The 22358-nt window shown below is 52.8% G+C and carries 18 protein-coding genes; 11 read left to right on the plus strand and 7 right to left on the minus strand.

The features are described from left to right. The coding region (locus ACP5D4_RS09235) for an RNA-guided endonuclease InsQ/TnpB family protein (RefSeq protein WP_428011334.1) at positions 1-639 on the minus strand (639 nt) is incomplete at its 3' end. Between the two features lie 518 nt (positions 640-1157). On the opposite strand from ACP5D4_RS09235, the gene queC reads away from it, so the two are divergent. After that, complete coding sequence (gene queC, locus ACP5D4_RS09240; RefSeq protein ID WP_428011335.1) at positions 1158-1835, plus strand: 7-cyano-7-deazaguanine synthase QueC; 678 nt, start codon at positions 1158-1160, stop codon at positions 1833-1835. Between the two features lie 84 nt (positions 1836-1919). Here the strand turns inward: queC and ACP5D4_RS09245 are convergent, their stop codons facing one another. Next, on the minus strand, positions 1920-3566 hold the full coding sequence (locus tag ACP5D4_RS09245; protein WP_428011336.1) for an ATP-binding protein: 1647 nt from the start codon (positions 3564-3566) through the stop codon (positions 1920-1922). A 315-nt stretch (positions 3567-3881) separates the two neighbouring features. On the opposite strand from ACP5D4_RS09245, the gene ACP5D4_RS09250 reads away from it, so the two are divergent. Next, on the plus strand, positions 3882-4631 hold the full coding sequence (locus tag ACP5D4_RS09250; protein ID WP_428011337.1) for a response regulator: 750 nt from the start codon (positions 3882-3884) through the stop codon (positions 4629-4631). A 101-nt stretch (positions 4632-4732) separates the two neighbouring features. Here the strand turns inward: ACP5D4_RS09250 and ACP5D4_RS09255 are convergent, their stop codons facing one another. Further along, positions 4733-6205 (minus strand): protein kinase domain-containing protein, encoded by a 1473-nt coding sequence (locus ACP5D4_RS09255; RefSeq protein WP_428011338.1) that lies wholly within the window; start codon positions 6203-6205, stop codon positions 4733-4735. Positions 6206-6572: 367 nt separating this feature from the next. Between ACP5D4_RS09255 and acsF the strand changes: the two genes are divergently transcribed. The 9 genes from acsF to ACP5D4_RS09300 all read left to right on the plus strand — a co-directional run bounded on the left by acsF (position 6573) and on the right by ACP5D4_RS09300 (position 18877). Then, the gene (gene acsF / locus ACP5D4_RS09260) at positions 6573-7649 is read left to right on the plus strand and encodes a magnesium-protoporphyrin IX monomethyl ester (oxidative) cyclase (RefSeq protein WP_428011339.1); all 1077 of its coding nucleotides are present in this window, start codon (positions 6573-6575) and stop codon (positions 7647-7649) included. A gap of 196 nt (positions 7650-7845) precedes the next feature. Continuing rightward, positions 7846-8271, plus strand: a complete 426-nt coding sequence (locus ACP5D4_RS09265) for a hypothetical protein (protein WP_428011340.1) — start codon at positions 7846-7848, stop codon at positions 8269-8271. A 106-nt stretch (positions 8272-8377) separates the two neighbouring features. Beyond that, a complete protein-coding gene (bioB, locus tag ACP5D4_RS09270) occupies positions 8378-9487 on the plus strand; it encodes a biotin synthase BioB (RefSeq protein ID WP_428011341.1) in 1110 nt (369 codons plus the stop codon). Between the two features lie 382 nt (positions 9488-9869). Further along, complete coding sequence (locus tag ACP5D4_RS09275; protein WP_428011342.1) at positions 9870-10700, plus strand: metal ABC transporter permease; 831 nt, start codon at positions 9870-9872, stop codon at positions 10698-10700. Positions 10701-10877: 177 nt separating this feature from the next. Then, a complete protein-coding gene (locus ACP5D4_RS09280) occupies positions 10878-12512 on the plus strand; it encodes an iron uptake porin (protein WP_428011343.1) in 1635 nt (544 codons plus the stop codon). A gap of 343 nt (positions 12513-12855) precedes the next feature. Then, positions 12856-14457 carry an iron uptake porin gene (locus ACP5D4_RS09285; protein ID WP_428011344.1) on the plus strand — a complete coding sequence of 534 codons (1602 nt, stop codon included), beginning with the start codon at positions 12856-12858 and terminating at the stop codon, positions 14455-14457. A 619-nt stretch (positions 14458-15076) separates the two neighbouring features. Then, entirely contained in the window at positions 15077-16486 is a 1410-nt protein-coding gene (locus tag ACP5D4_RS09290; RefSeq protein ID WP_428011345.1) for a calcium-binding protein, read from the plus strand. Between the two features lie 152 nt (positions 16487-16638). Further along, positions 16639-18141 carry a CIA30 family protein gene (locus ACP5D4_RS09295; protein WP_428011346.1) on the plus strand — a complete coding sequence of 501 codons (1503 nt, stop codon included), beginning with the start codon at positions 16639-16641 and terminating at the stop codon, positions 18139-18141. Between the two features lie 166 nt (positions 18142-18307). After that, positions 18308-18877: an HdeD family acid-resistance protein gene (locus tag ACP5D4_RS09300; RefSeq protein WP_428011347.1), complete on the plus strand. Its 570-nt coding sequence runs from the start codon at positions 18308-18310 to the stop codon at positions 18875-18877. 71 nt (positions 18878-18948) lie between these two features. Here ACP5D4_RS09300 and ACP5D4_RS09305 read toward each other — a convergent pair whose 3' ends face one another. The 4 genes from ACP5D4_RS09305 to ACP5D4_RS09320 all read right to left on the minus strand — a co-directional run. Next, a complete protein-coding gene (locus ACP5D4_RS09305; RefSeq protein ID WP_428011348.1) occupies positions 18949-20025 on the minus strand; it encodes a glycosyltransferase family 4 protein in 1077 nt (358 codons plus the stop codon). Positions 20026-20042: 17 nt separating this feature from the next. Next, positions 20043-20237, minus strand: coding sequence for a hypothetical protein (locus ACP5D4_RS09310; protein WP_428011349.1), 195 nt, complete (start codon positions 20235-20237; stop codon positions 20043-20045). A 215-nt stretch (positions 20238-20452) separates the two neighbouring features. Next, on the minus strand, positions 20453-21310 hold the full coding sequence (locus ACP5D4_RS09315; protein WP_428011350.1) for a YihY/virulence factor BrkB family protein: 858 nt from the start codon (positions 21308-21310) through the stop codon (positions 20453-20455). Between the two features lie 263 nt (positions 21311-21573). Further along, on the minus strand, positions 21574-22358 hold a 785-nt coding region (locus tag ACP5D4_RS09320; protein WP_428011351.1), incomplete at its 5' end, for a calcium-binding protein.

Genomic DNA, 22358 nt, shown 5'->3' on the forward strand with positions numbered 1-22358 from the left:
GGGGGGATGGCGGGGATTAGCCACTTTTTCGCCGTCGCTGGTGATGGCGAGATGGGCGATTCCTACATCGACGCCGATGCTTTTCTCGGACTGAGGAAGCGGTTTGATGGTATCGTCGTCTACCAAGATGGAGACGTGCCATCGTCCCGAGGGTTCGAGTCGCACCGTAACGGTAGACGGTTCTGAACCTTTGGGAAGTTGACGACTCCATCGGATATCGAGGGGTTCTTTACTTTTTGCCAAATACAGAGAACCGTCTTGCCATCCCCCCAACCCCCCTTTCAAAGGGGGGCGAAGGGGGGATTCGGCACTTCCTCCGTTTCGTTTCTTTTTAAAACGGGGATACCTGGCACGTCCGGCGAAAAAGTTAGAATACCCCTTATCGAGATGGCGCAATCCTTGCTGGAGGGGAACCGCAGAGACTTCTGTGAGAAACTGCCATTCCTCTTTTTGCTTCCACTGCGTCAACATCTTCGAGGTTTCGCGATACCTCAGCTTTTCCTGTCGCTCTTTCCAGGCGTGGGATCTCGCTTCCAAGGCTTTGTTGTAGACGAGTCGCACGCATCCAAGAGTCCGCCGCAAGAGGGACTCTTGCTCAGGAGTCGGATAGAAGCGATATCGGAATGCTCGAAGTGTCATTTGGGTAGTTTAAACTAAACCCTCTCTGCCCATTTTACTGCCAAGCCGCCCTAGAAGGGCGGGGTTTTAAACCCAAAATTTTTGATAACCGACCCCGCTTCGGGCGGTTTTTAGGGGCTCGATCGACCTTTCACAATCGGCCAACTCTCCTTCAAAACGCCTTTTGAGACTCGCCGTCAAACTCTTCTGCTTCCCGGTTCGGCCATCCCTTTTTCTTTAATAATATTCATCACGTTTTGTAACGTTTTTCGTCGTTCTGTATCGGAGCTTCTCATAGAGGGCGTTTGATGCCGTCGGCCAAGGCTCAAAACAGCGTTTCTCGAAAACAAGTAATTTCTATGCTGCGTCTTTTGAAGGCTATATGCACATAAAAACTTATTTGTCAACTACTTTATAAAAAAGTTAATAGGAGTTGGGCAACTCCCCTCAATTTCGTTGCGTCCTCCGGGTCTCTGTCGGTATCGTAGAACCTGCATCTCTTGCACAGGCGATCGACTCTCAACCCAGATACCGCATCGATGACCCAAAAAGCCGTTGTTTTGCTCTCCGGAGGTCTCGACTCCTCCACCGTCCTCTACCAAGCCCGAGCGGACGGATACGACTGCTATGCTATCTCCTTCGACTACCAACAACGCCACCGCCGCGAACTCCAGGCGGCGCAAGCTATCGCGGAGGCGGCGGGAGTCAAAGACCATCAAATCGTCCGCTTCGACTTAACCCGCTGGGGGGGGTCGGCGTTGACGGACGAGAGCCTCGACCTTCCTGAAGGGCGATCGATCGAAGACATGGGAGAAGACATTCCCATCACCTACGTTCCCGCCCGCAACACGATTTTTCTGAGTTTCGCTCTCGCCTACGCCGAAGCCCTCGACGCCGAGCGCATTTACATCGGCGTCAACGCCCTGGATTACTCCGGCTATCCCGACTGTCGCCCGGACTACATCGCCGCGATGGAAGAGGCGTTTCGTTTGGGAACCAAACAGGGACGAGAAGGAACGGCGATTACCATCGAAACCCCGCTGATTCAGCTTAAAAAAACCGAAATTATCCAACTCGGAAACAGTCTCGGCGTCCCTTGGGAAAAAACCTGGTCTTGCTACGCTGGGGGCGCGAGACCCTGCGGCGTCTGCGATTCCTGTCGCCTGCGTCTGGCCGCCTTCGCCGAACTGGGTTTGGAAGATCCGGCGATGGGGTGAGGAGATGATGGGGTGATGGGGTGATGGTGCGATCGGGAAATCTCGAGATCTCCTCAAGTCCTCACCTCTTCACCTCATCATCTATCAAGAAAACGCCTGTCGATCGAACGGAAGAGGTCGCTCGTCGAAGGTGGAGGCGGTATTGAGGACTTGGCGGGGAAGTTCGATGCTGAAGGTGGAACCGGAATCGAGTTCGCTTTCGACGGAAATCTCGCCGTCCATCATTTTCACTAAGGCTTCGGTAATGGCTAAACCTAATCCGGTTCCCGGGTGGTTGCGGGTGGGGGTACTGTCGAGTTGCTCGAAGGTGGCGAACACCCGTTTGAGGTTTTCTGGGGCGATTCCGATTCCTGTGTCGCTGACGGAAAAGGCGATGCGATCGCTCTCAGGTTCCCAGACGCGCAGTTCGATCGATCCTTCTTCGGTAAATTTGAGGGCGTTCGAGAGTAAATTGATAAAAATACGACGCACGGCGTGGCGATCGTTGACGACGATGGGGTTCGAGAGTTCGATCGAATAGTCCAGTTTTAAATTTTGACGTTCGGCGGTGTTGCGAAAGTCTGCCACTGTGGTTCGGGTTAACTCCGCTAAATCGAACCGTTGCAGTCGCAATTCGAGATCTCCGGCTTCGAGTTTCGATCGATCGAGAATGTCGTTGAGCAACCTCAGTAAATGCTGGCCGTTGTGGAGAATGCGCTCGAGCTTTTCAGCAAAGGTTCCCTCACAGCGATCGCGGTGTTTGCGCAGCAACAGTTGGGAAAAGCCGATAATGGCGTTGAGAGGCGTTCGCAGTTCGTGAGACATAGTGGCCAAAAACGCCGATTTCATGCGCGAGGCTTCCAATACGGCTAAATTTTGACGGCGAATTTGCTCTCGCTGACGCAGCAATTCCTGATTGTGTTGTTTGAGCAGTTCGTTTTGAGCGGCGATGCGTTCTTCAGTTTGTTTGCGTTCGGTGATGTCGTTGACGACTCCCGCCACGCGAATCGGTCGCCCCGTCTTATCCCGTTGCACTTTCGCCCGTAAGGTACAGTAACGATAGTTGCCGTCGCTGTGGCGCAAGCGCAAGTCTAAGCGATAGGGAACGCCGAGATCGAGATGTTCTCGTAGGCGTCGGTGGTTGCGGGATCGATCGTCGGGGTGAATCAGTTTGCAGAAGGCTTCGTAGGTTCGCGGAAGTGTTTCGAGTTCTAAGCCGAGAATCTCGCAGAGGCGATCGTTGCCCCGTAATGTATTGTTGACGGGATTCCAATCCCATACCCCTTCGTGAGAGCCTTCGATGACAAATCGATACTGTTCTTCGCATTCGTGACGTTTTTGTTGGGCCAGAGTACGATCTCGCCGCAGGCGATCGACCTGTATCGCATAGCGTAACGCCATCCCCAATCCTTCCGGCGTAAAGCGATCGCGACAGAAATAATCCATCGCTCCGAGATCTCGATTCACCTCTTCCGTGTCGCCGCGACAGCCACTTCCCACCACAATAACCGGGATTTGTATCCCCGCGTTCCGCAACGCCAGGAGCGGATGTCGATCGCCGACGAGGTCGGCATCGATGAGGATACAATCAAAGCTATGGTGGTTGATGGCGACGATCGCACTGGCTTCGTCGTCCACGATCGAAACCATCGCGCGAAAATTAATATCGAACGGCGAATCGGACTTCAATGTGGCGAGAGCGGGATCTTGTCGGTCGAAGCCCAACGCTAAAATATCGAACGTTGAATACATAAGGGGTTACAAGCCGTCGGGTCTGGGAAATCTCCTTAAAACGAAAATGAAAACGAAAAATTAAAAAGAAGTCTTATCTTAAATTTAGATAAAATTACTTCGAGCTTTCCTCTGTCTCGAGGAGTAAGTTTTAAATATTGGGGGTTTCGAGGCTTGGTTGGCGATCGCAATTTTGTCCTTTTTTGGCATGGCCTTTGAGGAACGAGCGTTAAAATGCCTTTCCCAACACACCTCCCAACTGAAATCTCAAACTGCGATCGCTGTTGTTTGGGAACGATACGAAACCAGATAGCACGACAGGGAAGAACAACCACTATGATTCGCATTGTTCTGATTGAAGACCACGAACTCACGCGCGTTGGCTTGCGAGCGGCTCTCCAACAAACTGGAAAGGTTGAGGTAGCTGGTGAAGCCGCCAACGGAAAACAAGGACTGGCCGTTCTTGAAGAGGTCAAGCCGGACGTGGCCGTTGTCGATATCGGCTTACCCGACATCGATGGGATCGAACTGTTAGAACGCTTTCGCCAGGAACATCCCGAAAGCAAGACGAAAGTTTTGATTTTAACGATGCACGACAACGAAGAAGCTGTTCTCGCCGCTTTCGCTGCCGGAGCCGACTCGTACAGTATGAAGGATGCCAGTCTCGAACGTTTAGTGGAAGCGATCCGTATCACTCACGAAGGTAACACATGGATCGACCCAGCGATCGCTCAAATTGTTTTGCGTCAGGCTCGCAAAACCCCGTCTCTCGTCTCTACTGTGGCGGAACCCACGCCGTCAGACAAGCCGACATCTCAGCGCGATCCCCACGGCGACGAGATGACGAATATCGAAAGCGTCAATTCAGAAGTTCAGCAAATTATGGAATCCGATCCGCTCACGGCTCGGGAGTTAGAGATTCTAGAACAGATCGTAGCTGGATGCAATAACGCTCAAATCGCGGAAAAGCTGTTCATTACCGTCGGTACCGTCAAAACGCACGTCCGCAGCATCCTCAACAAACTTTGCGTTGACGATCGCACCCAAGCCGCCGTTCGCGCCTTGCGATCGGGACTGGTGAATTAGGGAGCAGAGGTTGGGAGCGTGACTTGAAAAATTCGGTGTGAATCGTGAAACCGATCGATCGTCACGCACCGCACCCTCATCCCGATCGCACCCTCATCCCCTTATAACTCTCGAAACCGATACACCACCACCCCCGAGATGGGGTCGTTATCTACGTCCACGTAACCCGTTCTCACCAATTCCATTAACAACTGCTCTGTCTCCGCAAACGACATCCCCGTTGTCATCACCGCCTGCGTCACCGACAGTTGACCGCCGTTGACACTCGCCGCACGAATTAACTTCACCGTTTGTTGGTCTTTCGTCGGCGTGGGGAGGGTTTGCGTGACCGTACTCTGAGGTTGTAGAGGAACCCCAGAAGACGATACGCCGAGTTTGGCTCTGGCTTTTTGTTCGTACTCCTCTACGAGGTTGGGAATGAGAAACAAATCGATGAAACTCCCCACATCTCCGATAACCGGAATCATCCACAACAACCCCGTCCAAATTTTCCCGTTATAGAACCGATGCAGTCCTTTGAGGGGTCTGAAGTAGGTTCCGAAGATAAATCCCAGCAGCCAGAGTCCGTAACTGGTGCGAATGCGATCGCGATGTTCGGCTTCGGTAGCGGAACTGGCCGCATCCCTCGAGGAAATCTCTGCCATCGGCGTGTTTTTGGAGAACGACGGAGACTCAGACGCTCTCGAGCTTAATAGGGGTCGTTGGAGGTCTTTGAGAATTTGCTCGATCGATTGATATCGCCGTCGGATTCCCAGTTCGAGCATTTTATCGAGAACGCGACAGAAGCCTTCGCTCAAAGGACGATTGGCCAGGGTGTAATCGCGCCACACCCACTTTCCTTCGTTGCTGTCGTAGAGGTCGAAAGGGGGAACGTCCGTGAGTAGGTGAATACAGGTGACGCCGAGGCTGTAAATATCGCTGGCGAAGGTGGCTTTTCCCAGGGTTTGCTCGGGAGCGGCGTATCCAGCCGAACCGATGGTGGTTCCCGTGGCGGCGAGATTTTCCGTCGTCACCTGTTTGGACGCGCCGAAATCGACGAGATAGAGTTGGCCGTCGGTCCCTTGGATGATGTTTTCGGGTTTGATGTCCCGATGGATGACTTTTCGATCGTGGACGAATTGCAAAACGGGTAGGATTTCTTGCAGCAGTTGGCGAATCCGAGTTTCGCTGAAACAGCCTTCTTCTTGCAGTTCTTGCTCGAGATTCCGTCCCTCGATAAACTCTTGAATCAGGTATTGTCGGCCGTTCCACTCGAAATAGGCGAGTAAATTGGGGATTTGGGGGTGGCGGCCGAGTCGATCGAGCCGTTCGGCTTCTTGGCGGAACAGGTCGGCGGCTTTCTTGCGATTGCGCGTTCCCTGCTCTTTGGGGTCAAACTGTTTGATGACGCAGGGGGGACGGGAGGGTTTGTGTTCGTCGATTCCCAAGAAGGTGCGTCCGAAGCCTCCTACGGCGATGGGGCGAACCGCTCGGTATCGATCGCCGACTTGTAGGGGAAACCCGCAACTGAGACAGTGGCGATCGAATTCGGAGTTTTCCGGCTGGGGACAGTCGGGATTGAGACAGAACGTCATAGCTGCCGGGAGTTGAGACCTGTTGAGTCTGCTGATGCTTCTTTTTTATTGTGACAAAATTGTGGCAAATTCCAGGCCTCCTTCCTCAAGAGCCGAGTCGCACCCCTCCCGACGGAACCGTTGGCTCGAGGGAGCGGCAATTAACAGAACTTTACGAAATGTTGTAACTTTTAACCAAACCGGGGGGGCGTGTCTCTCGTCCCATTGGTACACTGAAACTCATAGCCAATTCGACCTACTCTTTTCAACTTGCCCGATAGCTAGTTGAATTTTGACTGTACGAACCCAACAGTAGGCAACTGCTTGAAGGCGCTGTACGCGCCCCCAAACGCTCGATCGCAGTGATAGGAAACGACGACAAATCCCTATGGTAGACTCCGTTAAAAAACCCAAGTTTGAAGAAATTCGACCTGGTGTCAAAACTCCCGCCAAAGATACGATTCTCACCCCTCGCTTCTACACCACGGACTTCGAGGAAATGGCCAAAATGGACATTTCCGCCAACGAAGACGAGTTGAAAGCGATTCTCGAAGAGTTCCGGGTCGATTACAACCGACATCATTTCGTCCGCGATGAAGAATTCGAGCAGTCTTGGGATAAAATCACGGGTGAAGAACGGCGGTTGTTTATTGAATTTCTCGAACGCTCTTGTACCGCCGAATTTTCCGGATTTCTGCTCTACAAAGAACTCGGACGGCGCTTGAAAGATAAAAGCCCCGTTTTAGCCGAGTGCTTTAACCTGATGTCGCGGGATGAAGCTCGTCACGCTGGCTTCTTGAATAAAGCGATGTCGGACTTTAATTTACAACTCGACCTCGGCTTCCTCACGAAAAGCAAGAAGTACACCTTCTTTAAGCCGAAATTCATCTTCTACGCCACGTATCTCTCGGAGAAAATCGGCTACTGGCGCTATATCACCATCTATCGCCACCTGGAGAAACATCCTGAAGATCGGATTTACCCGATTTTCCGTTTCTTCGAGAACTGGTGTCAGGATGAAAACCGCCACGGTGACTTCTTCGACGCCATCATGCAGGCGCAACCCCAACACCTCAACGATTGGAAAGCTAAGCTGTGGTGTCGCTTCTTCCTGCTGTCGGTGTTCGCGACGATGTATCTCAACGATTTACAACGTTCTGGCTTCTACGCCAGCATCGGACTCGACGCGCGGGAATACGATATGAAAGTGATCGAGAAAACCAACGAAACCGCCTCTCGCGTGTTCCCGGTGGTTCTCGATGTGGAGGCGCCGGAGTTCTACAACCGCCTCGATCTCTGTGTGGAAAACAACGCCAAGTTGACGGAGATTGCGGAGTCGAACGCACCGGGAATCGTCAAGTTCTTCAAGAAACTGCCGCTTTTTGTCTCCAACGGTTGGCAGTTCTTGCGTCTGTATCTGATGAAACCTATTGACGTGGCCTCTCAGATTCCGGCGGTTCGCTAGTCTGTTTTTCACGCCTTGAAATGAGGGGTTCTGCATGCAGCAGAACCCTTTTTTTGTGGGTGTTGTTGTGGTTTTTGGGTAAAGAATTTACCCGGTCGCTGCCTTGTCGGTTTGCGGATTTTCGCTGGAAAGCTCGGTAGTTTAAAGATATGAGAAGTTTTGTAGAAATCGACAAATCCAGAAGAGGCAATCGAATATGTTACAACGTACTTTGTTATTGGCCGCTGTCGTGGCCAGTCAAACCGCTTGTCGTGCGATCGCACAACCGACGTCGAACCTACGATCGAACTATCGAAATGTAGAAATCGCTCCCTTCACGCAACGGTACGATCTCGAACCGGGGAATTTGAACGAGATCGCCGCACAACTCCTCGAGTCGGGGGATTCCGCCGAAGGACGACAGCAAGAAACGATAAAAATCGACTATCCGGGGATCGATCGCGACTACGCCATCATCGAACATACCCAAATCGGACTTCCCGACGACTCCGTTGGCAGCATTCGCTACCGCATCGAACTTCAACCGAGTCCCAACGGTTGGGCGATCGAGTGGGTTGGCGCACAATATCAATGTCGGCGTGGCGGAAATCCCAACCGTTGGACGAGCCGCTTGTGTCCGTAATCGTGACCGTGGGAACGCCTCCTGTCTTGCCCACACCGGGGGTTCTAGGGAGATTGGGTTACATGGTACAATGCCGATCGCGCCCCAGGAAGGGCGAAGACGCTGCATGGAGAGTCCGACTGTGGTTCGAGTACCTTTAAAAACCGAACGTTTATCCGACGCAACTTCGGCGAAAACTCGCGATCTCGCCACCCTAGAAGTGTGGTTGAACGATCTGGCCGATCGCATTATTGCAGGCGAAAGCCTCGATCGCGAGACGGCCATGGAACTGACGCAAATCGAAGGCACCGACGCGATTCTATTACTTTGCGCCGCCGCCGATCGCGTGCGTCAAGCCTGCTGCGGAAACGTCGTCGATCTGTGCAGCATCATCAACGTCAAATCCGGCGGTTGTTCGGAAAACTGCGGGTTCTGCTCTCAATCGGCGCACCACCCCGGAAAAGATTCCCCCATTTACGGCTTGAAAACTCAAGAGGAAATCCTCGAACAAGCCAAAGCTGCGGCCTCGGCGGGGGCAAAACGCTTCTGTTTGGTCTCTCAAGGCCGCGGTCCGAAATACAGCAGTCCGAAATCGAAAGAATTCGAGGAAATCCTCGAAACCGTTCGCCGCATCATCGCTGAAACCAACATCAAACCCTGTTGCGCTCTCGGGGAAGTGACGCCGGAACAGGCGCAACAACTGGCTGAAGCCGGGGTGACGCGCTACAACCACAATTTGGAAGCTTCGGAAAACTTCTTTCCTGAAATCGTGACGACCCATACGTGGCAAGATCGGGTTGACACGGTGAAAAATCTGAAAGCAGCTGGGATTCAAGCCTGCACGGGCGGTATTTTGGGAATGGGTGAAAGTTGGGTCGATCGCATCGATTTGGCCTTCTCCCTGCGGGAGTTGGACGTGGAATCGATTCCCCTCAACTTGCTCAATCCCCGGGAAGGAACCCCCCTTGACGATCGCAGCAAAATCGATCCTTACGAAGCACTCAAGGCCATCGCCATCTTCCGTTTAATTCTCCCCGATCGCATTATCCGCTACGCAGGCGGTCGCGAATCGGTCATGGGTGAATTACAGGCGTTAGGCTTGAAATCCGGCATCAACGCTATGTTAATCGGTCACTACCTCACCACCCTCGGACAACCGCCGGAAAAAGACCAGGAAATGCTGGAATCTCTCGGTTTGGAAGGGGGAGAAGCCCCAGTTCCCGGGACGAAGGAATAGTGCAAAAAACCAACTGAGGAGAGGGTTTAACTTCTCCCCATCGATGTCCGCATCTCTTGTTGTTAGGAGGTGCGGATTTTGGTATAGCGCCAAGCTGTGTTGTTCGCGTAAAGAAGACTATCGGTTTCCCCTTCTGTTTCGATCGTTAAGATTCGTCACAGCGATTTTTTCTCGATGAATTGACAAAACTCTCATATTTTTTGGTGTTTGTCCCATTTTTTAATGACTATCAGCGTTCGATTCGCTTTGAATACGGTAGCCACTTACAAATCGAGGCAGATCGATCCCCCTAAATCTCCCCATCGCTTCTACCCTGAAAAATCGATCGCCATCAACGCTACCCTAGATCGAAATCTTCAACGAACCGCCGTTTCTAGAACCGATGTTTCAATTTTTGACCGAAGCGTTACAGTTCGATTTCATGCGTAACGCCTTACTCGCCGGACTGCTTGTCAGCGTCGCTTGCGGCATTATCGGCACCTTTGTCGTCGTCAACCGCATTGTATTTATCAGCGGGGGAATCGCTCACGCCGCCTATGGTGGCATTGGCTTGGGATACTTTTTCGGCTTCGATCCCATTTTAGGCGCGATCGCCTTCAGTTTAGCCTCCGCCTTGGGAATGGGTATCGTACAGCGACGAACCGAACAAAGAGCCGATACCCTCATCGGCGTCATGTGGGCCATCGGAATGGCGATCGGTATTATCTTTATCGATATGACGGAAGGCTACAAAGCCGATTTGATGAGTTATTTATTTGGCAGCATCCTCACCGTTCCCCCCAGCGATTTGCTGCTGATGCTGGCCATCGATGTCGTTATCTTCGCCGTCGTGGTGCTGTTTTATAAAGAATTGCTGGCCATTTCCTTCGATCCCGTTTTCGCCACGACGCGCAACGTTCCCGTCAACGCACTCTATTTAATGTTAGTCTCCGCCATCGCCCTGACTGTGGTTATGGTCATGCAAGTGGTGGGATTGATTCTCACCATCGCTCTGTTAACCATGCCAGCCGCTATCGCAGGACAGTTCGTCAAAGATATCAAACAGATGGCGATCGCAGCCGGCGTATTGGGCATTATTTTTACAACTTGGGGCCTGTTTCTCTCCTATACCTTCGATCTCACCTCCGGCGCCACGATTATCCTCGTCTCGGGAGTCGGGTATTTACTGAGTTTTGGCGTTAAGCTGCTGCCGTCTGCTGAAGCTCGATCGTAACGGGATACTCGATCGATCTGAGGTTTGGCGAACCTCCGAGAGTCGCTCTCGGAGGTTTTTTTTACGGCTTGACAGACTCCAGTACAGTCTCTAGAGTGATAATCATTATCATAATCGACGCTCGATCTCGAGGCGAAAGGACATCGAGTGCGATCGACTAACGAGGAGTGTATTGGCGTGAATCGAGCATTTTGGCAACTCAACCCCATCAGCAGTAGCATCCTAGGCGTTTTCTTAGCCGCAACGGCCGCTAACGCCCAAACGACGAGCGTAGACGAACTCAGGGACCCCACACCATCGTTTTCCCTCGACCAAGTGACCTCCGTATCGCAACTATCTGACGTACAACCGACGGATTGGGCATTTCAGGCGTTGCAATCCCTCGTCGAACGGTACGGATGTATCGCCGGATATCCCGACGGAACCTATCGCGGCAACAACTTCATGACCCGCTACGAATTCGCCGCAGGCGTCAACGCCTGTCTCGACCAAATCGTAGCCCTCATCGGCGGCGGAGAAACCATCGACCCCGCCGACTTAGCCACCGTTCGCCGCTTACAAGAAGAATTCGCCGCCGAACTGGCCGCATTGCGGGGACGAGTCGATGGCTTAGAATCGCGCACCGCCGAACTAGAAGCCAACCAATTTTCCACCACCACACAACTGCGAGGAGAAGCGAGTTTTAGCGTTAGCAGTTTGTTTGGAGACGAAAAAGCCGGAGGCGGGGACATCGATCGCAATCCCGTTTTAAACAATCGCGTGCGGTTGTTTTTCAACACGAGTTTTAGCGGACGCGATCGCCTCATTACCCGTTTAGACGCCCTCAACGTCGTTCCCTACGGTCCAGACACCACCGGAACCTTTATGACCCGAACCGCCTTCGACGAGGGGGACGACAACAACGTGCGAGTCGGAAAGCTCATGTACAGCTTTCCCCTGATTGGGGGAAGTGACGGCGGCCATCACCACCGCCAAGGACATGCTTCCGCCCCCGGACGGCTTTCGCTGGTGGTCGATGCCAAAGGCGGAGAATTTGCGGGGAACTTCGTCAATTTCAACGATTACTTTGCCGAAGAAATTACCGGGGCGATTTCGCGTTTCGGACGCTTCAATCCAATTTACTATCAAGGTTTTGAAGGAACGGGACTTTCAGCGAACCTTCGGGTTGGCGACGCCGTGACCCTTTCGGCGGGATATCTAGCCCCGGAAGCCAACGACCCCAATCCCAAAAACGGCTTGTTTGATGGAAGATACGCCGCCATCGCTCAAGTGGCCGTATTTCCCAGCGATACCATCCGATTTGGATTGAACTACTCCCGCGCCTATTATCCCAGTGGCAGCGTTCTCCTGTCGGGGGCGACGGGAAGCCAACTAGCCAATCGACCGTTTGGAAATTCCGTCGCCACCTCCGCCGACCACTTCGGGTTTCAAACCAGTATTGACATTGCATCCCGGTTGACTGTAGCGGGCTGGGCGGGATTGAGTTTAGCCCATGCTGAAAGCGATTTTGTTGGGGTCGAGGAGGGAGACGACGCGACGATTTTTAACTGGGCGCTGACCCTGGCGCTGCCCGATTTGGGGAAAGACGGGGCTGTGGGAGGATTGATTGTCGGTCAACCGCCTCGAGTTCTCGATAACGACGGCGGCCGCGATGAAGATGATGCGTCCTGGCATATCGAAGCCCAGTATCGTTATCCCGTTAACGACAATATTTCGATAAATCCTGGCTTTTTTGTGGTTCTCAATCCTGAGAACGATAACGATAACGAGGCGCTGTGGGTGACGTCGATTCGCACGATTTTCCGTTTCTAGCACTCGATTTAGAAAACTTTTCAATTAAGCCGGGGACACTGGGGCAATTCTGGCATCGATCGAGCAATTCCCACACCGACGCATGCCAGAATTGTTAAACGTTCGTCCTCATCTCACCGCTGAGGGGATCTCGACCCACGATCTTGACAAAATGCTGCAACTCTCTTAAAATTATTGAGAATATTTACTAATAAATTGCCAAATAGCCCGATCGATCTCTCCTAACAGTTGGCCGAACTTCTCGGTTGGCGCTAGGATTGATTATCGTTTTTATCGGCGGTCCCTCGTCGGTCGATCGAACCCCTAAAATCCGTTGAGTGTGAGCGTAGTGAACAAAAAACCGATGTCTCGAATTATCTGGAACCTTTGTAGCCGTAGTGCTGGAATTTTCGGCGTATTTCTCGCATCGACTGCCGCCAACGCCCAAATGACGAGCGTAGACGAACTCAGCGACCCCGCTGCCTCCTCGTCCCTCGACCAAGTCACCTCCGTATCGCAACTTTCCGACGTACAACCGACGGACTGGGCATTTCAGGCGTTGCAATCCCTCGTCGAACGGTACGGATGTATCGCCGGGTATCCCGACGGAACCTATCGCGGCAACAACTTCATGACCCGCTACGAATTCGCCGCAGGCGTCAACGCCTGTCTCGACCAAATCGTTGCCCTCATCGGCGGTGGCGAAACCATCGACCCCGCCGACTTAGCCACCGTTCGCCGTTTGCAGGAAGAATTCGCCGCCGAACTGGCCGCATTGCGGGGACGAGTGGACGGCTTAGAATCGCGCACCGCCGAACTGGAAGCCAACCAGTTTTCCACCACCACACAACTGGAAGGTCAAGTGATTTTTGCCGCTTACGGCATTGCCGCCGGAGACGACGTAAACGGCAACGATATCGACCAAATCCCTTCCTTCGGCTATCGGACGCGGTTAGAATTCCTCACCAGTTTTACCGGGGAAGACTTGCTGTTAACCCGTTTGCAAGCCAGCAACATTCCCGCCTTTTCCGAAGTGGCGACGGGATATCCCGAAGGAGATTTGTTCTTCTCCGACGATAGCGGAAACTCCGTTGAAATCGACGCCCTCAACTACTCGTTTCCCATCGGCGACAATCTCAACGTCGTGATTTCTGCCAACGCCGGGGCTTCTGACGACTTCGCCTCCAGCGTCAACCCCTTCTTCGACGGCGATGGAAACTTCGGGGCGTTGTCGAAGTTCGGAACTCGCGCCTCGATTTTCTATCTCATCGAACAAACGGGGATTGGCTTTGAATATGCCTTCAGTGATTTTCTCTCCCTCAGCGGCGGCTACTACGCTGGAGAAGCCAACGACCCCACGGAAGGCTTAGGCTTGTTTAACGGCCCTTACGGGGCGATGGGACAGGTGACGCTGACGCCGATGGACGGGTTGGAGTTGGCGTTAACCTATTTGAACTCGTACAACTTGGAAATGGGAACCGGAAGCACCCTGTCCAACTTCCGCAGTTTCTCGGCGGGTGAGTTTGGGACGGAAATGCCCATCGTCAGCAACGCCTACGGGTTGGAAGCCTCTTGGCAGATTGCCGATAAATTCGCCCTCGGCGGTTGGGTGGGTTACGTGAACACCCAAACCCTCTCGACGTTGGGGGGAACGATCGATCGTGGGAGTCTCGACAGTTGGAACTGGGCGGTTTCGCTGGCGTTTCCCGATGCGGGGGCGCCGGGGAACTTGGCGGGGATTCTTGTGGGACAAGAACCGAAGGTTACGGATGTTAGTTCCAGTTTAGAAAACGGTGGTATCAATGAAGACGACGATACCTCGCTGCACGTGGAAGCCTTCTATTCGTTGCAAATTAGCGAAAATCTGACGGTGACGCCGGGATTGATTTGGTTGACGGCGCCGAACCACGATGAGGATAACGACGATGCGTTGATTGGCGTGATTCGGACGACGTTTAGTTTTTAGGGATTTGCAACCCGTTCGATAAATTCCGGTTTTCCCTCTAATTGCCCCGATTTCGGTTTGAAATCGGGGTTTTGGTTTTTCTGTCTTTAGGGTGAGGGAGGTGGGTCGGGGTTGAGGCAAGATTGGAGGGGTGTGGCAGTTGGGAAAGGTGAACGCGGATTTCGCTTGGGTTCAATGGCGGGAGATACACTGAAGATGTTGAAATTCGGTGGTTTGTTCTGTTTTTTTGCGGTTTGTGGGTGGGTTAACTGCTATAGCAATCTTACCGTGGCGACATTCTATTTCGGTTAATTTATGTATGAAATTTTGAGGAGAAATTGGATTTTAAGAATGAATTTTTAAAAGATTATTGTTTATATATAATCTAAAATTTCTCTTTTTTTTACTATAAAAAAGTTTTCACTATGTTTGAGGTTGTTTGTTTTTTTGTTTATATATAACCCAGTCGCGAGCGCCGTTTTTATTGAGTTAAAAAAACGGTTCTAGAAATAAATTTATTTGACTTAAAATATTTAGATAAAAAATCCGGAGGTCAAGCTATCGCAAAAGTATTGAATAACGAGAATATCCAACAAGCCAGACCTGAATTCGTATATGATTTGACATGGGAGGAACTATCGTGAAACCTTTAAATTCGATCGCATTCAATTTCGACGACAATACGAGGGATTCTATTGATGCGATCGCATCTCAAAGCTTCGTTCGGGAAAGTCGATCGCGTTCGTGGTTTTCAACAGCGTTGGATGTCGTGGGGGATATCGTGGTCGATCGATTGCTAGGAGATAACATTGAATTGTGGGTCAATTTAGCGGGCGATATCCTCGAGATTTTCGACATCAACGGTTCGGAATCCCTGCAAGATTTCGAGTTTAGCGAGTTTTGGGACGACCTCTGGAGTGGGGAGTTTTGGGACGATCGATCGGACGACAATAGCAACGACTGGGAAGAAACTGCTGACGAATTCCTCAAAGATATAAACTTCGAGAAATTCATCGATGAAAATATCGACGACGACAGCAATAATAGCGACGACATCGTTGACGAATTTGAAGAGTTTTTCGACAATAATATTCGAGAGTGGTTCGAGAACGAAGACAGCCTCGAAGAAGAAGACTTTAACCAAGTCTTTCGCGACAGTCTAGACGACTGGTTCGACAGCGCCAGCACGGAAATCGAGAACTTTAGCAAAGAAGAATTTCTCGACGACCTCGACTTAGACGACAGCGACGATCTCGCCTCTCAAGTCAGTCAACTGTTACCCGTCACCGAAAAACTCTCCGATTCCGATAATACCCTGGCGGAAATTTTCACCGATACCCCTTACGATTTCGGACAAACGACCACAGACGACGACGTTTTGACCTATGCGTTGCTATCAGAAGAAGACCGCGATCGCCTTCGTAATTCGCCGGGTATCGATGCGATCGCCTTATTAGACGGAAACGACATCGCCACCGACAACAACGAGAGTCGCATCTACTTCGGAAACCAGGGAGACGACGTAATTTCCGGTTGGGGAGGAAACGACACCTTAGCCGGAGGAAAAGATAAAGACGTTCTCGAAGGAGGAGAGGGTGACGACTGGCTGTTTGGAAACCGTCAATCGGACATTCTCACCGGAGGAGAAGGAAACGATACCCTTCTCGGGGGACAGGATAACGACGTTCTCAACGGCGGAAACGGCGATGACGTTCTCAGCGGCGATCGCGGTGTCGATTTGCTGTGTGGAGACGCCGGCGCCGACGAGTTTATCTTACAACCCGATGCGGGAAATCCTTCCACAGAAGCGTCTCGCGCCGATATTATCTGCGATTTCAACCTCAGCGAGGGCGATCGAATTACAGTTTTGGGAGTTGCGTCGATAGCAGATTTGGCCTTTGAAGAAGCCGTTGTAACCCAGTCCTCCGGTGAAGACGTGGGAACTTCGGCGTTAGACACCGTGATTCGTCAAGTGTCTACAGGAGAAGTGTTAGGCGTCGTCGCCGATAGTGGCAGTTTAGAGGTGCAGAACGCTTTATCCTTGGGGTGATTAGGAGTTTGCGTTTCTCGCGACAGATACCTTGAGGGCGATCGATCCGAACTGGCAGGTCTCGAAAGAATTCTTTACATTAAAAAACAACAGATTAAACAACACAACTGTAACCAGACCCCTCACAGTCGATCGCACCTCACAACAGAATCATGGCCAACCCACCCCGCGAACCCTGGGATTTCGGGCGGTTTCTCCAAACCCTCGGATTCTTCGGCGAAATCCCCTTCCTCGGAAACATTAGATGGATTCAGAAAAAACTCGGTATGCGTGGCGACACCTCCCTCACTCCCCCTGAAGCCCCCGGCGTCGTTCTCGTCGTCGGCGCCACCGGAGGCGTCGGAAAGCGCGTCGTCCAACAACTCCAACAGCACAACATCCCCGTTCGCGGCCTCGTCCGCAACGCCCAACGGGGGCGAGAACTCCTCGGAAACGACATCGAACTCGTCGAAGCGGACATCACCGTTCCCGAAACCCTGAATTTCCGGGTATTCGAGAACGTTCGCGCCGTCATTTGCTGTACCGGAACCCGCGTTCAACCCGTCGAAGGCGACACCCCCAGCCGCGAAAAATACTATCAAGGGGTGAAGTTCTACCTTCCCGAAGTGGTGGAAACCCCCGAATATATCGAATATCGGGGTATCGAAAACCTCGTCAACGCCGCGAAACCCTACCTCTCGCGCCGCCAAAACGAAAAAACGATTTTCGACTTCACCCGACCGATTCCCCACTTCGAGAGCCTCTGGGGTGCCGTAGACGACGTGGTGATGGGGGGCGTCAGCAACAGCGACATTCACCAAATCCCCGGCGCGGCGGTATTTAGCGGGAAGGTTTCCACAGCCAATTCCGGCGGTTTCGCCTCCGTTCGCACGCAAGTCCTCGAAACGCCGCTGGATTTATCCCAATACCAAGGGATTCAACTGCGCCTGAAAGGAGACGGAAACCGTTACAAGTTCATTCTCCGCAGCGATAACCGCTGGGACGGCATCAGTTACACCTACAGTTTCGATACGGTGTATAACATCCCCATGACCGTGCGCGTACCGTTTTCCGACCTCATCCCCACCTTTCGCGCCAAAACCCTCGACAGGGACGACCCCTTTCCCGCCCATCGCGTCACGGCGTTTCAAATGATGTTGAGTAAGTTCGAGTACGATGGCGGACTCAATCCCACCTTTCAACCGGGTTCGTTCCGCTTGGAACTAGAGTCGATAAAGGCCTACGGCGGCGAAACGGTGCCGCAGTTCGTCATGGTGAGTTCGGCGGGGGTGACTCGTCCCGGTAAACCGGGGTTGAATTTGGAGGAAGAACCCCCAGCGGTGCGGATGAACGAGCAATTGGGAGGACTGTTGACGTGGAAATTGGAGGGGGAAAACAGCCTTCGTGAGAGCGGAATTCCCTATGCGATCATTCGTCCCTGTGCGCTGACGGAAGAAGCGGGTGGTAAAGCCCTCGTCGCGGATACGGGAGACACGATGAAGGGACAATGTAGCCGCGAGGATATCGCCGAACTCTGCGTGCGGGCGTTAGACCGTCCGGAGGCGACGAACGCGACGTTTGAGGTGAAACAAGCTTCGGCGGAGGAAGTGAAATCTCAAGATTGGGACGGCTTTTTTGAGAGTTTGAAAACCTGTCGAGAGCTTTCGGCGGTGTAGGGTTTTAAGAGATTGGTGAAGGGATTTGCAGAGAGTTCTCAGGTTCGATATGAGAACTCTTTCTTTTGGCTGATTTCGATTTTTTCCTTTGTTGTTAGCATCGACGCAAATACGCCTCGAGTCAGATAGGCTCGATGGCGTGTGGGGAAGAATTGAGGAAAACAGTATGAAAATCGAGAGCGATCCGGTCGTCCGCGAGGATTTGCGGAAAAATTTCGGATGGGGCATCGCCCTGGGGATTCTAGTGGCGTTGCTGGGTGTATTGGCATTAGCCGAGCCGCTTTTTGCTACGATTACCGCGACGTTGGTGTTCGGATGGCTGTTTGTTGTCGGCGGCGTAATTCGGATGGTATACGCGTTTAAAACTCGTTCTGCGGGACAGTTTTGGTTGAAATTTTTGGTTGGAATTTTCTCGTTTGTTGCTGGTATTTTTCTGGTAACAAATATTTTTGAAGGGGTTTTAACGCTGACGTTAGTGTTAGGAATTGCGATTTTTCTTCAGGGAGCGATTCAAACGGTTTTGGCGTTCCAATTGCGGCCGACGCCGAGTTGGGGCTTGGTTCTCCTCGGTGGGATTCTGAGCGTGATTTTGGGGATTCTGATTGGGTCGCAGTGGCCGTTGAACGCTCCCTGGGTCATTGGCATTTTGGTCGGAATTGCCTTGATTTTCGATGGAATTTGGATTTCCATCTTTTCAGTTTCGAGCCGAAGACTGTTACGGGAAGAACCTGCGTGATGCCTTGAGTTTTGCAGTTGGGATTTTCCCGTTAAATTTACCGTTAAATTTAATTGCGGAAATTCAAGGTTTCAGTCTGATTTCAAGACTCCACGCAGCCAGGTTTCGACGCGATCGCCCATTGCGGGAATGGAAAACTCAGTTTCCGCTTGGCGGCGACAGTTGGCGCGATCGATCTCCGGTAAACGGTCGATCGCCGACACCAAGCCTTCCACGCTGTCGGGTTCCACGAGAAACCCCGTTTCCCCCTCGCGAACGATTTCCGTCGGACCGCCGCGACGGTAGGAAATGACGGGAACCCCGCAGGCTAAGGCTTCGATGGTGACGTTTCCGAAAGCTTCGACCCATTTCGGCGTCATCAGAAAACCGCGACAGCGTCCGAGTTGGCGTTGCAGTTCCCGCGTCGGCAGAAATCCGGCGTATTCCACCTCAGCGTCGGGATAGTTGCCAAGCACCTCCTCCCAATAGTCGGGAAACTGCATTTTGCCCCAAACGGTGAGGGGAATTCCGGTTTTCGCCACCGCCGCCACTGCATCTTCGAGTCCCTTTTCCGGGGCGATGCGTCCCACCCAGGCCAAGCGATCGCCTGGGGTTTCGCAGAACTCGTAAAGGGACAAATCGATGCCACTTCCGAGACAGGGACAGGTTTCGGGAACCTCGCCGAAGGTCGCCGCCTGAGTGCGGGTGTAAAAGGCGATGCGTTGGGGATATCGCGCGATCGCCTCCAACACCGCCGCATCCATCGCGTCCGTAATCGATCCCATACTCACCAAATGCACCACGGGGGTTTGGAAAAACGGAGTCAGAAAAAAGGGCAGCCAGTCGTAAGCGAAATTGAAAATTAAGTCAAATCGATCTTGTTGTCGCCTCGCTTCTTCCCACATCGCCCCGAGAACGGGATTTTTCGGCAGTGCGATCGCCGCGTTTCGTTCTTGGGTTTGGGCGACCACTTGCAACGCCCCCGTCACAGTGGAAATGTCCAGAGGCGGAAGCTGCGATCCTTCGGGGGCGAGGACTTTGACGCGATGTCCCCGCTCTTGCAGGGCTTGAGCGATATTGTACAAACTGAGTTCGACGCCGCCCCCGAGTCCCGTTCCCAACGCTCCTACAGGGGTCGAGAGAAAAAGCAGGTTTAACGAATTGTTCATGATAGGCGGTAGAGAGTTTATCGATCGAGAATCAGGTTAGCTGCGACAACAGTGGAATGGGGTTGTCCCTGGAGTGGTAAGACGGACAAGTCTTGCGGGGCGGGCAGCATTTCGCCGCGAAAGTCGAGAAACTGCACGAGAATCAGGTAGGCAATGGCGAGAATCAGAGAAATCGCTCCAGTGACGACAGCCACGAGTTTCGATCGATCCATAGTTGCACGAAGGGGAAAATACAGATCGATGGTAGATCGTCGCGGGTCTTCTGTGCGAACTGAGTGAAGACCTATCCAGAAACCGGGTTTCTTAACCAAAAGAACTTCTGAAGTCTTCACACCCAGAGACACATCCCCCCTTAGCCCCCCGCTCCTCGGGGGGTTGGGGGGATACAGAATCTAGAGAAACCGCTGTTGGAAACAATAAGGGAGCATCAAACTTCCTCTTTCGTCTCAATACTTTTCCTAAATCGTTTCATCTCTCGCCGTTCCGCTTCCCGTCGCATCGCTTGTCCCACCGAAACGTTGAGTTGCGCTCCCACCAACAACGCCAACGCACTCAACTTCAACCACAACAACATGACGATCGCCGTTCCCACTGCCCCGTAATAAACGTTGTAGCGACCGAAATGGGAAACGTACAGGCGAAACAAACTGGAAATTCCTGCCCACAACAGCGTTGCGATCGCCGCCCCCGGAAACACCGGAACGCCTGACTTCCAGCGACTCGGGCCGTAGCGGTACACGAAGCCAAAGGCGATGGCCACCAACACCAACGCCAACGGCCAACTCAAGCGGTGCCACGCCGCCAACACCTCCGACTCGTATTCCCCCATATACCCCACCAGGAACTTCACGATAAAGTCGCTGATAATGGCCAGGAACGACGCCAACGCCAACAACACGATCGATCCCAAGGTCAGCGTCAAGGAAATCAACTTGGCTTTCCAAAACGGACGAGTCCGCTGGCGGGGAATGCGATGAATGCGATCGAGGGCGTTCATGGTCGAACTGACCGCCGAGGACGCAATCCACAAGGCCGCGATAAAACTCAACGACAGCACCCCGCCGCTGCCCTTGGAAATTTGCAATTGGTCTACAAAGCGATCGATCAGGTTCTGAACATCTTGCGGCGGCAGACTTTTGAGATTTTCCGTGACTAAATCGAAGGCGGCTCGTTCGGGAAACACCCGACCCAACACCGACAACGCGGCAATAATCGCCGGAAACATCGCCAGCATCGCGTCAAAGGCAATTTCCGAGGACAAACCGAACAATCGCAACCGACCCATCTCCACCGCTACGTGATGTAAAACGTTGGGTCTCAGATGCCAAAAAAAACTGAAAAAACGAGGGATAAAAGGAAAACGCATGGTCGTCCTGCGTCGGAGCAAGTCTGGGGAACTACCTCTAGGATAGGGGGTCATCTGGAAAATCTTCATCGAAAATTGCTGCGCCCGGACAGAAAAACCCCATTCTCAAACCACTTTCAGCAAGCGGGTGAGAACGGGGTCGGACAACGGCAATCGGTTTCAGTCCGCCTGTCGAGTTGGACTCATGGGGACAGAAAATCTGTGGCGTCCACTTGAAGGCGATCGCTGTTTTGCAGGGTCAGGCTGAGACTTCCCGCTACCAATTGCAGGTCGTTCCCCATCTCCAGAACGGCGAAGTCTTCGTAACGCAACCCGTCTGATAAGACGATGCGATCGACCCCATCGGAGAAATCGGCGATGGTGACGGTTTCCGCGTCGGGGTTAACCCAGAAGCGATCGCGTCCTTCACCGCCGACGAGAAGGTCGTTTCCGCGATCGCCATAGAGGTCGTCGTCTCCCGAACCGCCGAGAAGCGTATCGTTATCCAAACCGCCATAGAGCGTATCGTTATCCAAGCCGCCGTCGAGGAGGTCGTCTCCGCTGTTTCCGTAGAGGAGATCGGCTCCTGTGTCTCCCGTCACCGTATCCGCTCCGAAATCTCCCATGACTGCGTCGTTACCGCCGCCGCTGGCGATGAGGTCGTCGTCGCGACCCCCATAGAGGTTGTCGTTATCTAAGCCGCCGTCGAGGGTGTCGCGTCCGGCGTTGCCGAAGATCAGGTCGTCGCCGTCGTTTCCGTCGAGGCGATCGTCGTCACTGCGTCCGATGAGAAGGTCGTCTCCGGCGTTACCTTGCAAGGCATCTTCGATATCGCTGCCGAGGAGCGTATCGGCGCCGTTGTGACCTTCGAGCCAATCTCCGGCGACGCTGCGGCCGTCAAAGGGCGTTAGCGTCACGTTAAGTTCGCCGTCGAAGGCCAGTTCGCTGTTGGAACGAGCCGTTTGACTGTTGCTGTTGCTGGGTTCGC

The organism is Baaleninema sp., from assembly GCF_049974805.1.
Lineage (GTDB): Bacteria > Cyanobacteriota > Cyanobacteriia > Cyanobacteriales > Geitlerinemataceae > Baaleninema.